This is a genomic window from Massilia eurypsychrophila (assembly GCF_002760655.1).
GTDB lineage: Bacteria > Pseudomonadota > Gammaproteobacteria > Burkholderiales > Burkholderiaceae_D > JAFCUW01.
The window spans coordinates 64,660-78,897 of record NZ_PDOC01000005.1; the positions used below are offsets into that span (position 1 = coordinate 64,660).

Annotated in this window: 12 protein-coding genes; 6 read left to right on the forward strand and 6 right to left on the reverse strand. The window is 65.2% G+C overall.

The window, feature by feature from the left end:
- Window positions 1-32 precede the first annotated feature (32 nt).
- Together CR105_RS10460 and CR105_RS10465 are read right to left on the reverse strand one after the other, a co-directional pair.
- On the reverse strand, window positions 33-908 hold the full coding sequence (locus CR105_RS10460; protein ID WP_099788398.1) for a ZIP family metal transporter: 876 nt from the start codon (window positions 906-908) through the stop codon (window positions 33-35).
- Between the two features lie 10 nt (window positions 909-918).
- Window positions 919-1,818, reverse strand: coding sequence for a manganese catalase family protein (locus CR105_RS10465; RefSeq protein WP_099788399.1), 900 nt, complete (start codon window positions 1,816-1,818; stop codon window positions 919-921).
- A gap of 314 nt (window positions 1,819-2,132) precedes the next feature.
- On the opposite strand from CR105_RS10465, the gene CR105_RS10470 reads away from it, so the two are divergent.
- Window positions 2,133-2,585: a CBS domain-containing protein gene (locus CR105_RS10470; protein WP_099788400.1), complete on the forward strand. Its 453-nt coding sequence runs from the start codon at window positions 2,133-2,135 to the stop codon at window positions 2,583-2,585.
- A gap of 40 nt (window positions 2,586-2,625) precedes the next feature.
- On the opposite strand, the gene CR105_RS10475 is transcribed toward CR105_RS10470, so the two are convergent.
- Window positions 2,626-4,881 (reverse strand): EAL domain-containing response regulator, encoded by a 2,256-nt coding sequence (locus CR105_RS10475; protein WP_099788401.1) that lies wholly within the window; start codon window positions 4,879-4,881, stop codon window positions 2,626-2,628.
- Window positions 4,882-5,115: 234 nt separating this feature from the next.
- Between CR105_RS10475 and aroC the strand changes: the two genes are divergently transcribed.
- Window positions 5,116-6,222, forward strand: coding sequence for a chorismate synthase (gene aroC / locus CR105_RS10480; RefSeq protein ID WP_099788402.1), 1,107 nt, complete (start codon window positions 5,116-5,118; stop codon window positions 6,220-6,222).
- Between the two features lie 25 nt (window positions 6,223-6,247).
- Here the strand turns inward: aroC and CR105_RS10485 are convergent, their stop codons facing one another.
- Together CR105_RS10485 and CR105_RS10490 are read right to left on the reverse strand one after the other, a co-directional pair.
- A complete protein-coding gene (locus tag CR105_RS10485; protein ID WP_229413876.1) occupies window positions 6,248-7,744 on the reverse strand; it encodes an HDOD domain-containing protein in 1,497 nt (498 codons plus the stop codon).
- The gene (locus tag CR105_RS10490) at window positions 7,741-9,444 is read right to left on the reverse strand and encodes a putative bifunctional diguanylate cyclase/phosphodiesterase (RefSeq protein WP_099788403.1); all 1,704 of its coding nucleotides are present in this window, start codon (window positions 9,442-9,444) and stop codon (window positions 7,741-7,743) included. The genes CR105_RS10485 and CR105_RS10490 overlap by 4 nt, the downstream gene beginning before the upstream one ends.
- Window positions 9,445-9,719: 275 nt before the next feature.
- Here CR105_RS10490 and CR105_RS10495 point away from each other — a divergent pair, with 275 nt between their 5' ends.
- The 4 genes from CR105_RS10495 to CR105_RS10510 all read left to right on the forward strand — a co-directional run bounded on the left by CR105_RS10495 (window position 9,720) and on the right by CR105_RS10510 (window position 13,033).
- Window positions 9,720-11,411 (forward strand): isovaleryl-CoA dehydrogenase, encoded by a 1,692-nt coding sequence (locus CR105_RS10495; RefSeq protein WP_099788404.1) that lies wholly within the window; start codon window positions 9,720-9,722, stop codon window positions 11,409-11,411.
- Between the two features lie 92 nt (window positions 11,412-11,503).
- The gene (gene upp / locus CR105_RS10500) at window positions 11,504-12,154 is read left to right on the forward strand and encodes a uracil phosphoribosyltransferase (RefSeq protein ID WP_099788638.1); all 651 of its coding nucleotides are present in this window, start codon (window positions 11,504-11,506) and stop codon (window positions 12,152-12,154) included.
- Window positions 12,155-12,161: 7 nt separating this feature from the next.
- Window positions 12,162-12,539 (forward strand): Hpt domain-containing protein, encoded by a 378-nt coding sequence (locus CR105_RS10505; protein WP_099788405.1) that lies wholly within the window; start codon window positions 12,162-12,164, stop codon window positions 12,537-12,539.
- 290 nt (window positions 12,540-12,829) lie between these two features.
- A complete protein-coding gene (locus CR105_RS10510) occupies window positions 12,830-13,033 on the forward strand; it encodes a cold-shock protein (protein ID WP_010398811.1) in 204 nt (67 codons plus the stop codon).
- Between the two features lie 122 nt (window positions 13,034-13,155).
- Here CR105_RS10510 and CR105_RS10515 read toward each other — a convergent pair whose 3' ends face one another.
- Window positions 13,156-14,061 (reverse strand): LysR family transcriptional regulator, encoded by a 906-nt coding sequence (locus tag CR105_RS10515; protein ID WP_099788406.1) that lies wholly within the window; start codon window positions 14,059-14,061, stop codon window positions 13,156-13,158.
- Window positions 14,062-14,238 lie beyond the last annotated feature (177 nt).

A 14,238-nucleotide genomic window follows, 5' to 3' on the forward strand; every position in this document is an offset into this window, starting at 1 on the left:
CGCCTCGCCTGGCGGACCGAAGCTTTCGGTGCTCAGGCGAGCGCGGTGTCGAGGATCATCATGACGATAAAGCCGGTCACCAGCGAGCCGGAGGCAAATTCATTCAGGCCGTCCTTGTGCGATTCCGGGATGATGTGGTGGCAGATCACATACAGCATCGCCCCCCCGGCGCACGCCAGGCCCCACGGCAGCAAGCCGGCCGACACTTCGATCAGGGCGGCGCCCGCGACGGCGGCAATGGGCTCGATGATGCCCGATGCGACACCGAGCGCCACCGAGAACACTCGGCCATAACCGACCGCGCGCAGCGCCATGGCCACCACCAGTCCTTCCGGGATGTCCTGCAGGGCGATGCCGGTGGCCAGGCCGGCAGCCTTGGCCGGTTCGACGCCGGCGTAGGCGACGCCGATCGCCAGCCCTTCCGGCAGGTTGTGGATGGCGATGGCGGCGACGAACAACCAGGCGCGCTTGATCGACTTGCCGTTGCTCGCTTCGTGCACCTGCAGTTCGGCGCCGGCGAGCCGGTCGAGTCCCATCACCAGGGCCATGCCGATCAGCAGGGCGGCGGCGGTGATGGCCGACGCCTCCCATGCGCCGGCCCCCGCAGCCCGGCTCGCCGCGAGCGAAGGGATGACGAGGGAGAACGACGTCGCCGCCAGCATGACGCCGGCGCCCAGACCGAGAAACGCATTGCACAGCCTGTCCGATAGTTTTTGCGCGAACAGGACGGGCATCGCGCCGAGCGCCGTGGCGAGGGCCGCGATGGCGCCCCCTTGCAGCGCGCCGAGCAGGCTGGGCGGCAAGCGCATCAACGGCTTCGCAATCTCGTCCATGAGGACCAGCAGGCCGGCGACGGCGATGGCGCCGCCGACCAGCAGACGCGGGACCTGACTCAGGCGCACGTTCATGGGCGCTCGGTCAGTGAGGCTTGGAACCGGCCTGCGGGCTCGCACCCATGCCCAGTTCGGCGCCCGTCGTCGGGTCCTTGCTGGGATCGGACGCCGTGCGCGCAGCCATCTGGGCCAGCGTGGTGTCCTCGTCCGGCGTGACGTTGACCGAGGCATGGCCATCGCCGCCGCCGACAGCGACCTGTTGCTCGCGATCGCTGACGACGTTCCAGTCCGGGCCGCTGTTCCAGGGACCGTTGACCTCCGGTCCGCCCTGCGACATGTCGTAATAGACGCTACTAAATTCAGGCCGGCCCGGAAGCTTGCCAGGAGGGAAGTTCGGCGTGATCGAATACAGCGCTTTTTCGAACGACTTCTGATGGGCCACTTCCCGCGTCATCAGAAAACCGAGGGCTTCCTTGACGCCGGGATCGGTGGTCAGGTTGATCAGCCGTTCATAGATGATCTTTGCGCGCGCTTCAGCGGCGATGTTCGAGCGCAGGTCGGCCGTCGGCTCGCCGATGGTGTCGATGTAGGCCGCGCTCCATGGTACGCCGCCCGAGTTGGTCAGCGGCGGGCCGCCGCCATACAGCACCTGGGTCAGGTGGCTGTCGTTGCCGGCCCCGGTAATGGAGCGATAGATTTCACCTTCCTCTTCGACCCCTTCGGCAAGCCGGCCCTTGGCGCCCTTGTTGAGCATGACGACGATGTTGCCGATGACTTCAAGGTGACTCAGTTCTTCTGTCGCGATGTCGAACAGCATGTCCTTGCGGCCGGGATCGTCCTCGCCGATTGCCTGGGTAAAGTAGCGGCATGCGGCGGCAAGTTCTCCCTGGGGGCCGCCGAATTGTTCGAGCATCAGATTGGCCAGGCCAGGATTGGACTCGCTGACCCGCACTGTGTATTGCAGACGTTTGTTGTGAGCGAACATAACCTTCCCCCATTGACTTCCGCCATCCGGCGGTGGATGCATGGCGACATGCCAGCATCAGTCAATGGTGCGCCACATGCCCGGCCGTTTCGTCGGTAACTTGCTGATTTGATTGTAGGAGGGGCGCGCACGAAGCTGCCGGAACGGGTGCCGAGGTGTCCGAACAGAAATAACCCACCGTGACGGCATGCGCGCGCCGAGCGGCTTTGATTACCCGCAACGCTGGATTTTTTGCTACGCTTAGGCTACATTCGGTACGAGCCTTTTACACAACGCAATCGGCCTTACCAAAATCCGCAGACAAAGGTGCCATCATGAAAGTCTCTGAAATTCTCCAAGTGAAGGGCAACATCCTTTACACCGCAACTCCCGAGATGGCGCTGGTCGACGCGGTCAACACGATGGCCGAGAAGGATATCGGCTCGCTGGTGGTGATGGAGTTTGGCGACCTGGTCGGCATGCTGACGTTCCGCGAGGTGATCAAGGTGCTGCACAAGAACGGCGGCTCGGTCGGCGCCGGCACCGTGCGCAAGCACATGGACGACCATCCGATCACGGTCACGCCCGACACCGAAGTCAACGAAGTGCGCCGCATGATGCTCGAGAAGCACGCGCGCTACCTGCCGGTGATGAACGCCAAGACGCTGCTGGGGGTCATTTCGTTTTACGACGTCGCGCGCGCCGTGCTCGAAGCGCAAAGCTTCGAGAACCGCATGCTGAAGGCCTACATCCGCGACTGGCCGGCCGAGGTCGAGCAGGAAGACTAGCGTCCGACCCAGGGTCATGGCCGCAACGGAACAACCGGGGTCAGACTCCGACCGCGTTCTCGCTTAGCCATTGGTACAGGCCTTCGGGCGGCATCGGCCGGGCGAACAGGAAGCCCTGCGCCATCGGGCAGCCGAGCGCCTGCAGGATCTGCGCCTGGCGCTCGTCCTCCACGCCTTCGGCCACCACCGACAAGCCGAGGTTGCGGCCGAGCTGGATCACCATCTCGGCGATGCTGCTGCCGCGCGCCGAACCGGTGATCTCGGTGACGAACGCGCGGTCGATCTTGAGGCGGTCGATCTGCAGCCGCTGCAGGTACGACAGCGACGAAAAGCCGGTGCCGAAGTCGTCGATCGCGATCGACACGCCGGTGCGCTTGACGTCGGCCAGCATCTGGATCAGCAGGTCCGGCTCTTCCATCGCCATCGATTCGGTGATCTCGAGCTCGATGTATGCGGGCGGCGCGCCGCTGTCGTCGAGCGCCGTGCGCAGCATCTCGAGAAACACCGGATGGCGGAACTGCACCTGCGAGACGTTGACCGACATCGTGAAGTCGCGGTGGCCGGCCGCGCGCAGGCGCACCAGCTCGGCGCAGGCGGCGCGCAGCACGTACTCGCCGATCTCGATGATCAGGCCCGAATATTCGGCAATCGGAATGAAGCGCGCCGGCGAGACGAATTCGCCATCGGCAGGGCGCCAGCGCAGCAGCGCTTCGGCGCCGACCGGACGGCGCGTGGTCAGGTCGATCTGCGGCTGGTACACCACCGACAGCTCGCCCTTGGCAAAGCCGGTGCGCAGCGCGTGCATCATGCGCACCCGCTCGCGGATCTCGACGCCCATGCAGCGCGTGAAGTAAAAGTGGCCGGTGCGCTGCTGCATCTTGGCGCGCTTGAGGGCGATGTCGGCGTCCTTCAGCGCATCGGCGCCACTGCCGTCGTGTTCCGACAGGCGCACCAGGCCGAGCGTGGCCGACAGCTGCACGTCCTGGCCGTCGATCGAGAACGGCGTCTGGAACAGGCCAAGGATATTTTCCGGATTGACCGAGGCCGAGTCGCCCAGCACGCTGAAGATGTCGCCGCCGATGCGCGCGATGGTCAGGTGGCGGCCGAGGCGCGCCTGCAGGCGCGTTGCCACCGCCACCAGCAGCAGGTCGCCGAACTGGTGGCCGAGGGCGTCGTTGGTTTCGGCGAAATGGTCAAGGTCGACCAGCGACAGCGTGGCGTTGTCGCGCAGCGGACCGACCAGCGTGGCGTCGAGGATTTCGACCAGGCGGGTGCGGTTGGGCAGCTTCGAGAGCTGGTCGTAGAACGCGGCGTTGTGCAGGTGCGAGACCAGTTCGACGTTTTCCAGGCCGACCGAGACGTTGCTGCAGAAGACTTCGAGCAGGCGCTTTTCGATGTCGCCAAGCGGGCGCGCCAGCCGTACGTAGGCGGCGAAGTCGCGGCTCGATTTGCCGCTGAAGTAAAGCGTGGCGTGATCCATCTCGAACGTGCTGGCGCGCCGCGCCAGCGTGCGGCCGATGGCGTCGGCGACGGGGGCGTCGTCGTGCGCATCGAGCACGCCGCCACTGAGGCGGCGAAAGGTGCCGGCACAGGCCATCACCTGCAGGCGCTCTGCGCGCACGGCGCCTGGCTCGTGCACGCACAGCACGCCGTCCGCTTCGGCGCCGAGGATATCGGCGATCTGCGTCAAGACGCCGGAGGCGAAGTTTTTCACGCCGTGCAGCGACATCAGCTCGGTGCTGGCGCGGACGATCTGGTCGAGGCCGCGCCGGCTGCTGTTGATCGCGCGGATCTGCTCATACGAGCGGATCGCCGCCGTCACCGTCGTGTACAGCTTGATGCGGGTCAGTTCGGACTTGGTCTTGTAGTCGTTGATGTCGAAATCGCGGATGGCATCGATTTCGGGGGCGTAGCCGGGCTGACCGGTGCGCAGGATGATGCGCACGTCGGCCAGCTTGAGCGTTTCGCGGATGTAGCGCACCAGGTGCAGGCCGGCGTCGTCCTGTTCCATGACGACGTCGAGCAGGATGACGGCGATGTCGTCTTCAACGGCGAGCAGTTCGCGCGCCTCGGCGGCCGAATAAGCGTGCAAAAATTGCAGCGGGCGATGCTGCATGTCGAGGTTGCCGAGGGCGAACGTGGTGGTGGAGTGGACGTCTTCGTCGTCGTCGACGATCAACACCCGCCACACCGCCTCGGAAGTGCTGCCGGCAACGGGCAGCGCGTGCTCTTCCAGGAATATCAGGTCGTCTTTATCGTCCTGGACATCCTCCAAAGGCTCTGTCGCGGGATGCATGTAGGGGCTTCTCCTGGCTTGACTCAGTATGTTGTGTTCTTAAGTATATAGCGGTTTGCCGGGCGGAAGCATATTTGAATGTTGCTATATAAAAATATTTTTGACTCATAGTAACTTTTCCGCGACGCGAGCGACCGGCTGGCCATGCTATTTTACCAGCCGACTCAGGGGCGCCCCGATGCTTGCGTGCGCAGGCTGGTAGAATTGGTGTTTCCGCCACTCGCACCTATCCCCATGTCCGGCAATACTTTTGGCAAGCTGTTTACAGTCACCACCTTTGGCGAATCGCACGGTCCGGCGATCGGCTGCGTCATCGACGGCTGCCCGCCTGGCATGGCATTGTCGGAAGCGGACATCCAGCCCGAACTCGACCGGCGCAAGCCGGGCACCTCGCGCCACGTCACCCAGCGCCAGGAACCGGACACGGTGCAGATCCTGTCCGGCGTCTACCAGGGCGTCACCACCGGCACCCCGATCGCGCTGCTGATCCCGAACGAGGACCAGCGCAGCAAGGATTACGGCAATATCGCCGAGAGCTTCCGGCCCGGCCACGCCGACTACACCTACTGGCATAAGTACGGCGTGCGCGATCCGCGCGGCGGCGGCCGCTCGTCGGCCAGGCTGACGGCACCGGTGGTGGGCGCCGCGGCAATCGCGAAAAAATGGCTGCAGCAGCAGTACGGTACCGTCTTCACGGGCTGCATGAGCCAGCTGGGCGACATCGAGGTGCCGTTCCAGGGCTGGGAACACGTGCGCAACAATCCGTTCTTCGCCGCCAGCGGCGACGCTGCACTGATCGCGCGGATGGAAGCGGCAATGGACGAGCTGCGCCGCGCCGGCGACTCGATCGGCGCGCGCATCGACGTCGTCGCGCGCAACGTGCCGGTCGGCCTGGGCCAGCCGATCTACGACAAGCTCGACGCCGACATCGCCTACGCCATGATGGGCATTAACGCCGTCAAGGGCATCGAGATCGGCGCCGGCTTTGGCGCGGTGACGCAAAAAGGGTCGGAGCATGGCGACGAACTGATGCCGCAGGGCTTTGTCGGCAACAACTCCGGCGGCATGCTGGGCGGGATTTCGACCGGCCAGGACATCACGGTGTCGATCGCGATCAAGCCGACGTCGTCGATCCGCACGCCGCGCCGTTCAATCGACAAGGAAGGCAATCCGGTGATGGTGGAGACGTTCGGCCGCCACGATCCGTGCGTCGGCATTCGCGCCACGCCGATCGCCGAAGCAATGCTGGCACTGGTGCTGATGGATCATGCGCTGATGCGACGCGCGCAGTGCGGCGATGTGCAGGTGGCGACGCCGGATATCGCCAGAGGCTTATCTTAACGGCGTCTCGGTCGAAACCGGGACGCTACGCGACGCGGACAGACGTCACCAGTTCGACCGGCTTGCGCTGTTCGACGCTGCGCACCACCAGCGAGCGCACGTCGTTGAGCAGGGCGAACTCGATCTGGCTGAGGGCAATCGGCGGGAAGCTGTCGTCCCAGTCGCCATAAATGAAGCCGGCCGGGTGGCCATTGGCGCACAGCGGCAGGATGACGAAGCTGCGCGCCTCCGACAAGGTCGACTTCCACCACTGCGGCAGCTTGGCGGCAAACTTCGGATCGCGCGCGTTGTCGATGAAGATCACGCGGTCGCTATTGAGGGCGGCGTGGAACACGTTCGGCTCGTAGACGTCGCTGAACGTCATCGACGCCAGGCGCTCGCGCACGCCGTCGCCGAAACCGACCTTTGCCGAGTACTTGCCGTCGCGCCGATGGCGCAGGAAGGCGACCGCGCGCGAAAACGTCAGGCCCTGGTAGACCGTCTCGAGCGCCATCGACATCATCTGGCCGGCCGTGCCGGTGGCGACCAGCTCGCGCATGTCGGCCACGCCGCTGATCAGGATGCGGTTGCCTTCGGCGCGCTTGCGGGTCGACGCCAGCGCCTTGGCGCGCCGTTCGACCGGCTTCGACAGCGGCGCAATGGTCAATTCGTCCGCCGCATCGGCTTTGGCGATGTCGACCGCCTTGACGATCGCTTCGGGCGAGACGCCGAGCATGGCCGAAAAGCTCGCGGCCAGTTCCTGCACGCGCGCCGCGCCGCCCTGGTCGTCGTTCCACAGCGCGTCGGCGCAGGCCGACGACATCGAGCCTATTGCCGCCAGCCAATCGCCGTGGCTGAATTTGGCGCCGCGTTCGCCCGGCGCGACGCGGCGCATGCCGTCGACCAGGTTGCGCGGCAGGCCCCAGTGTTCGGCAGCGGCGCAACCGAGCGCTTCGAGCGTGATGCCGAGGACCTCGAGCGCGGCGGCGTCGCCGTCGGCGTCAGGGTGCTGCTGCAGCCGCGTCCAGGTGTCGGGCATATAGAACGACACCATCATGCGCCCCAGGGTGTGCAGCATCGAGCACACCACCGCTTCCTCCGGGTCGCGCGCGCTGGCGCCGATGGCCAGCTGCTGCGCCACCATCCCGGCCAGCACCGCCTTTTCCATCTCGGCGTGGGCGGACGACGAATCGTTCGACGCCGCCGCCAGCTCCTCGATCAGCTTGAGGCCCAGCGCCAGGTGGCCGATGGCGTCGGTACCAAGCACCAGCATCGCCTTGGTGACCGTATTGACGCGCTGGCCGAAGGCCGAATACATGCCGCTGTTGGCAAGGCGCAGCACCTTCTGCGTCAGCACCGGGTCGGTCAGCACGGTCTGCGCCATGTCGAATTCGTGCTCGTCCTCACCGCGCATGGCGCCGAGGATGGCGCCGATGGCCCGCGCAAAACCGGGCATGTCGCCTTTTGCGCGGATCCGGTCCCACAGGAAGGCGAGGGTGGCGTCGGCGCTGATCGCGGCAGCCGGCTTGGCGAGATTGGTCATGGGGTATCCGCCCTTCTATCGGTTGGCTGGAGCGTGGCGTACTTGTCTTCCTTGAGCGCGGCCATGGCGACGTGCGAGGTCATCGGCTTGCCGGTCAGGTAGCCCTGGATGTAGTCGCAGCCGCGCTGCTCGAGAAAGGCCAGCTGCGGCTCGGTCTCGACGCCTTCGGCCACCACCGACAGTCCGAGGTGGCGCGCCAGGTCGAGCACGGCGTTGCAGATGGCGCCGTCCTTGAGCGACTCGGGCAGGTCCTTGATGAAGGCGCGGTCGATTTTCAGCACCGAGATCGGGAAGCGCTTCAGGTAGGCCAGCGACGAGTAGCCGGTGCCGAAGTCGTCGATCGCGATGCGCGCCTTGCGTTCGGCCATGCGAGCGAGGATGGTCTCGGCGTGGGCCGGGTCGATCATCAGGGTGCCTTCGGTGATCTCGAGCACCAGCTGTTCGCCGCGCAGGCCGGAATAGGCGAGGGCGTCGTCGAGCACATCGAGGAATTTGTCGTTGCGGAACTGGCGCGGGCTGATGTTGACCGAGACGTACAGCGAGCGCCGGGCCGCTTCTTCGAAGCACTTGAGCTGGACGCAGGCTGCCTTCAGCGCCCATGCGCCGAGCAGGTTGATGAGCCCATTGGTCTCGGCGATCGGGATGAAGCGCACCGGCGGCACCATGCCCAGGGTCGGATGCTTCCAGCGCATCAGCGTCTCGAAGCCCTGGATCTGGCGCGTGCGGGTGTCGACGATCGGCTGGTAGTACAGCTGGAATTCGCCTTCGCGCACTGCCTGGAACATCGCCGCCTCGAGCGAGATGTCGTATTCGGGCGGGCCGCTGCGCAGCGGGCTGTAAACCACGCAGCGCGCCTTGCCGGTTTCCTTGGCGCGCGACATGGCGGCATCGGCCAGCGCCACCAGCCGCACTTCGTCTTCGGCGTGCCGCGGGTAGATCGACACGCCGGCCGAGGCGCCGACATAGATCGTGTGGCCTTCGACCTCGAACGGCGTCTGGAAGGTCGCCAGCAGGCGGCCGGTCACCAGCTTGACCTGGGCGTCGGCAAAGGTGCCCGGCAGGACGGCGACGAATTCGTCGCCGCCGACGCGCGCCAGCGTGTCGGAGTCGCGCAAGGTCTTGCGCAGGCGCGCGGCGGCCTGGCGCAGCACGGCGTCGCCGATCGGGTGGCCAAGGCCTTCGTTGACCTTCTTGAAGCCGTCCAGGCCGACGGTGGCGACCGAAAAGGCCTGGCCGGAGCGGCGCGCGTTGGCGATCACCATGCGGATCCGGTCCGACAGCAGCAGCCGGTTCGGCAGCCCGGTCAGGGCGTCGTGGGTGGCCATGTGGCGCAGCCGTGCTTCGGTCGCCTGCTGCGCCGTCATGTCGCGTCCGACCGCCAGCAGCCCAGGCGCGCCGCCGGCGCCGGCCAGGCTGGCGATGCGCAGCTCGAACCAGACTTCGGCGTCGGGGGTTTTCAGGCGCACGGGAACGTGTACAGGGTCGCCGGCGTCGAAGCCGGCGATGGCGGCGGTCAGCGCCGGCTGGTCGGCGTCCGCGGCGAGGGCGGCGAGCATCATGCCGCACAGCGGGCGCGCCTGCCCGAGCAGGCCGACGGCGCGCGCGCTGGCGCCGACGATGCGCCCGTCGAGGTCGAGCCGGAACACGATATCGCCGGCAGCGTCCAGCAGCTGGTCCAGGTTTGGCTCTTGTTCCGGCATGGGTAGAATCGGTGAACTAGCGCGCATCGTTAGAATACTGGGCTGTCAGCAGTGGGCGGTCAAAAGCCGCGGCGACCGTGCGGCGGTTTGATTCCGTAACGCAATTATTTCAAAATATTATGGAATGTATCATTGAATCATGCCTAAACGCATTATAAATAGCGGCGCGCCGCCCGGAGCGGCGATTCATTGACGCAGCGCAGGGGCAGAAGAGCGCCGCCACGGTATCGCGCTTGTGGTATTAATAAAGCAAAGCTATTTCCAGGAGAGGCAGCATGAACGAATTCGACACGCACGAGGTGTTCAACCAGGCCTCGGCGTTTGCCGACATCAATCTGTTCGATTGCGACCCGGCGCTGCAGGAAGCGCTCGAGCGCGAGGGCGGCGGCTGGGATGCGGCAGCGCTGCGCGCGCTCGGCGCGATCCTGGGCGAGGCCGCCACGCTTGACCTCGGCCGCCAGGCCAACGCCAATCCGCCGACACTGATCAATTTCGACCGCGGCGGGCGCCGCGTCGACGAAGTCGAGTTCCACCCGTCGTGGCACCAGCTGATGGCGCTGATGATCGGCGCCGGCGTGCACGCCACGCCGTGGGACAGCGGCCAGCGCGGCGCCCAGGTTGCGCGCGCGGCCAGGTTCGTGCTGTTCGGCCAGGTCGAGAATGGCGCCCAGTGCCCGGTGACGATGACGTTCGCCTCGGTGCCGGCGCTGCGCCACGCCGGCGCCATCGCCGAGCAGTGGCTGCCGAAGATCCTGTCGCGCGAGTACGATCCGCGTTCGCTGCCGATCGGCCAGAAGCGCGGCGCCCTGATCGGCATGGGCATGACGGAAAAGCAGGGCGGCACCGACGTGCGCGCCAACACCACCCGCGCCGAATTGTTCGACCCGGCCGAAGCGCGGCACCGGTTTGGCGAGGAGGGCGCCGGCGCCTACCGCATCGTCGGCCACAAGTGGTTCTTTTCGGCGCCGCAGTCGGACGCCCACCTGATCCTGGCGCAAACGGAGCTTGAGGGCAGCGCCGGCCTGTCGTGCTTCTTCGTGCCGCGCTTCCTGCCCGACGGCAGCCGCAACGACATCCGCGTGCAGCGCCTGAAGGACAAGCTGGGCAACCGCTCGAATGCCTCGTCCGAGGTCGAATTCTGCGGCGCCTTCGGCTGGATGGTGGGGCCGGCCGGACGCGGCATCCCGACCATCCTCGAAATGGGCGGTTATACGCGGCTCGATTGTGTTCTGGGCAGCGCCGGCATCATGCGCGCCGCGCTGACCCACGCGCTGCACCACGCCAGGGAGCGCGCCGCGTTCGGGCGCAAGCTGGCCGACCAGCCGCTGATGCAGAACGTGCTGGCCGACCTGGCGCTCGAATCGGAGGCGGCCACCGCGTTCGGCATGCGCCTGGCGCGCTGCTTCGACGACAGCGCCGACCCGGCGCAGGCGCTGCTGGCGCGCATCCTGACACCGGCTGGCAAATACTGGATGTGCAAGCGCGGCCCCGGCTTCTGCTTCGAGGCGATGGAAGTGGTCGGCGGCAACGGCTACGTCGAAGACGGCCCGCTGGCGCGCCTGTACCGCGAGGCGCCGGTCAATTCGATCTGGGAAGGCTCGGGCAACGTGATGTGCCTCGACCTGCTGCGCGCCTTCGGCAAGACGCCGGCCGCGCGTGACGCGCTGGCGGCGGAGCTGGCGCTGGCCGGCGACGCCGATGCCGACTTCAATGCGTATGCCGGCGCGCTGCTGGCCGACCTGGCGGGGCAGCAGGGCGACGAGTACGGCGCGCGCCGGCTGGCCGAGCGAATCGTCATCGCGGTGCAGGCCGCGCTGCTGCTGCGCCACGCGCCGGCCTATGTATCGTCGGCTTTCGTGCGCTCGCGCGTGACGCTCGATGTGGGCGGCGCCTACGGCCGCCTGCCGGCCGGCGTCGATTGCGCGGCGATTTTGGCGCGCGCGCTGGTCGAGAAAGAAAAAAGCTGATATTTCTGATATTTATTTTCCAAACTGCGGACAAGGGGCGCAATGGCTGGGATAATGCCGCCACAAGTCACCATAACCACTGAATGCCGCTCATGAAACAAGATCCACGCTTCCCCAATCTGTTCATCCTGGATCACCCGCTGATCCAGCACAAGCTGTCGCATATGCGCGAGCACGACACGTCGACCCGCACCTTCCGCGAGCTGCTGAAGGAAATCACGCTGCTGATGGGCTACGAGATCACGCGCGACCTGCCGATGACGACGCGCTCGATCACCACGCCGCTGGTGACGATCGACGCACCCGTCATCGCCGGAAAAAAACTGGCGATCGTGCCGATCCTGCGCGCCGGTATCGGCATGAGCGACGGCCTGTTAGAGCTGGTACCGTCGGCGCGCGTGGGCCACATCGGCGTGTTCCGCGACCCGGCCACCCACAAGCCGGTGGAATACCTGGTGCGCCTGCCCGATACCGCCGATCGCATCTTCATCCTGTGCGATCCGATGGTCGCCACCGGCAACTCGGCGGTGTACGCGATCGACGTGCTGAAAAAACGCGGCGTCAAGGATGACCAGATCATTTTCCTGGCGCTGGTGGCCGCACCGGAAGGCGTGACCGTGTTCCAGGCCGCGCACCCGAACGTCAAGCTGTACGTCGCCTCGCTCGATTCGCACCTGAACGATCACGCCTACATCGTGCCGGGCCTGGGCGATGCCGGCGACCGTATCTTCGGCACGAAATGACAGGACGATGGCAACTCTGATCGACCAGGACTTTTTCGCCCGCCTGCGCGTGCTCAACGACAAGTTCGCCAGCGGCGTGCCGGCGACCTTGGCGCAGCTCGGCGCCTTGCGCGCGGCGTTCGAGCCGAAATCGCCCGACCCGCACATCGTCACCGAGCTGCACCAGATCCTGCACACGATCGCCGGTTCGGCCGCGACCTTCGGCTTTCGCACCATGGGCCAGCAGGCGCGCGCGCTCGAGCAGCGGCTGCGCGTGCTGATGGCGTTCGAGGTGATCGCCGCGCGCGACTGGCAGCACTGGCTCGATGGGCTCGACGCGTACCGCGCGTGGGCGGCGATCGATCCGCGCGCCGACGAGTATCCTGATGGAAGCGGGCAACAGTAGTCTCTAGCGTGGCGGGCGACGTTTGACATACCGCAAACTTGGCCCTTCTCAATGGCCTATATTTGACCTGCCGCAGCCGAGAACGTGGGCCCGCAAAAGTTGATGTTCGGAATTATTAGGGTGCGGCGCATTTTTATTTTGCGAAGTAGGTGTTTTTTTGGTTTTATTCGGTATAATACGGGATCGTTGGATTCGAGGTAGTAAGTGCAGTCTGTCTGTCATTTCTTTCTTGCTTCTTTAAACGATCTAAAACGGGCGCAAGCCCAACTTAACTGAAATAGGAAATTGTAATGGCAACTGGCATCGTAAAATGGTTCAATGATTCGAAGGGCTTCGGCTTTATTACCCCTGACGAAGGCGGCGAAGATCTGTTCGCTCACTTCTCGGCTATCCAGTCGAACGGCTTCAAATCTTTGCAAGAGAACCAGCGCGTCTCTTTCGAAGTAACCGCTGGCCCTAAAGGCAAGCAAGCTTCGAACATTCAGCCTATCTAATCGCTGAGTCAACGAAATAAGAAAATCCTCGGTTTCCGGGGATTTTTTTTCGCCTGAATATTTGTAACGAGGACGTTTGCCTTCCTCACTGAGCACCGGTGGTAGGGATTAGTGAGAACAGATCACGCAGCGCGCCAGTAATCCGGCTGGTTATACGTGTGCCGCAGGAAATCGACGAACGCGCGTATGCGCAGCGGCAAGTGCCGCCGCTGCGCGAACACCGCGTGAATATCATTGCCCGGCGCGGCAAACTGATCGAGCACCGTCACCAGCCGCCCCGCGCGGATCTCCGGCCCCACCTCCCACATAGACCGCCACGCCAGCCCTTTGCCGGCGAGCGCCCAATCGTGCAGCACCTCGCCGTCGTTGCAAACCATGTTGCCGGCCACTTTCAAGGTCACCGGCTTGCCATGGTCGAGGAAGGTCCAGCCGCGCTGGCTGCCTTCGCTGCTGATCGCCAGGCAGTTGTGGCGCGCCAGGTCGGCGAGCGCCTGGGGCATGCCGTGCCGCTTGAAGTACGCGGGCGAGCCGACCAGCACGCGCTGGTTGTCGGCCAGCTTGACGCCCACCAGGTTCGAATCAGACAAGCTGGCAATCCGGATGGCGACGTCGATGCCTTCGCCGACCAGGTCGACCAGCCGGTCATTCAAGTTGAGGTTGATGGTGACGTCGCGATGTTCGGCGAGGAAGGATGGCAGCAGCGGCGCCACGTGCTGGCGGCCGAAGCCGGCCGGCGCCGACACCAGCAGGTGCCCGCTGGCGCGCGCGCTGCGCTCGGCCACCGCGCTCTCGGCTTCCTCCAGCTCGCCAAGGATGCGCTGGCAATCTTCGAGGAAAGCGGCGCCTTCGTTGGTCAGCGCCAGCTTGCGCGTGGTGCGCTGCAGCAGCTTGACGCCGAGCCGGGATTCGAGCGCATCAAGCCGGCGTCCGATCATCGCCGGGGCGATACCTTCCGCGCGCGCCGCCGCCGACAGGCTGCCGCGGGCGACAACCTCGACAAAGGTGGAAATCTGGCGAAACTGGCCCATGCAGCGCACTCCTGTTATCTGTGACAAAAACGCACAGATGAATGTATTTATTGTCTCGTTTAACTACTGTTTAGTGAATATACTTGAAATCATATCAAACGCCAAACGCCCTATACTGAGGGTATGGCGCGCGCTCGCAGCGGTTCGGTTTGCTGCGTCGCGGCAGATCCGATCATT

What these genes read in the sequence shown, in the direction of transcription:
- CR105_RS10460 (WP_099788398.1), bottom strand. Translation starts at nt 908, where the DNA reads ATGAACGTGCGCCTGAGTCAGGTCCCGCGTCTGCTGGTCGGCGGCGCC.
- CR105_RS10465 (WP_099788399.1), bottom strand. Translation starts at nt 1,818, where the DNA reads ATGTTCGCTCACAACAAACGTCTGCAATACACAGTGCGGGTCAGCGAG.
- CR105_RS10470 (WP_099788400.1), top strand. Translation starts at nt 2,133, where the DNA reads ATGAAAGTCTCTGAAATTCTCCAAGTGAAGGGCAACATCCTTTACACC.
- CR105_RS10475 (WP_099788401.1), bottom strand. Translation starts at nt 4,881, where the DNA reads ATGCATCCCGCGACAGAGCCTTTGGAGGATGTCCAGGACGATAAAGAC.
- aroC (WP_099788402.1), top strand. Translation starts at nt 5,116, where the DNA reads ATGTCCGGCAATACTTTTGGCAAGCTGTTTACAGTCACCACCTTTGGC.
- CR105_RS10485 (WP_229413876.1), bottom strand. Translation starts at nt 7,744, where the DNA reads ATGACCAATCTCGCCAAGCCGGCTGCCGCGATCAGCGCCGACGCCACC.
- CR105_RS10490 (WP_099788403.1), bottom strand. Translation starts at nt 9,444, where the DNA reads ATGCCGGAACAAGAGCCAAACCTGGACCAGCTGCTGGACGCTGCCGGC.
- CR105_RS10495 (WP_099788404.1), top strand. Translation starts at nt 9,720, where the DNA reads ATGAACGAATTCGACACGCACGAGGTGTTCAACCAGGCCTCGGCGTTT.
- upp (WP_099788638.1), top strand. Translation starts at nt 11,504, where the DNA reads ATGAAACAAGATCCACGCTTCCCCAATCTGTTCATCCTGGATCACCCG.
- CR105_RS10505 (WP_099788405.1), top strand. Translation starts at nt 12,162, where the DNA reads ATGGCAACTCTGATCGACCAGGACTTTTTCGCCCGCCTGCGCGTGCTC.
- CR105_RS10510 (WP_010398811.1), top strand. Translation starts at nt 12,830, where the DNA reads ATGGCAACTGGCATCGTAAAATGGTTCAATGATTCGAAGGGCTTCGGC.
- CR105_RS10515 (WP_099788406.1), bottom strand. Translation starts at nt 14,061, where the DNA reads ATGGGCCAGTTTCGCCAGATTTCCACCTTTGTCGAGGTTGTCGCCCGC.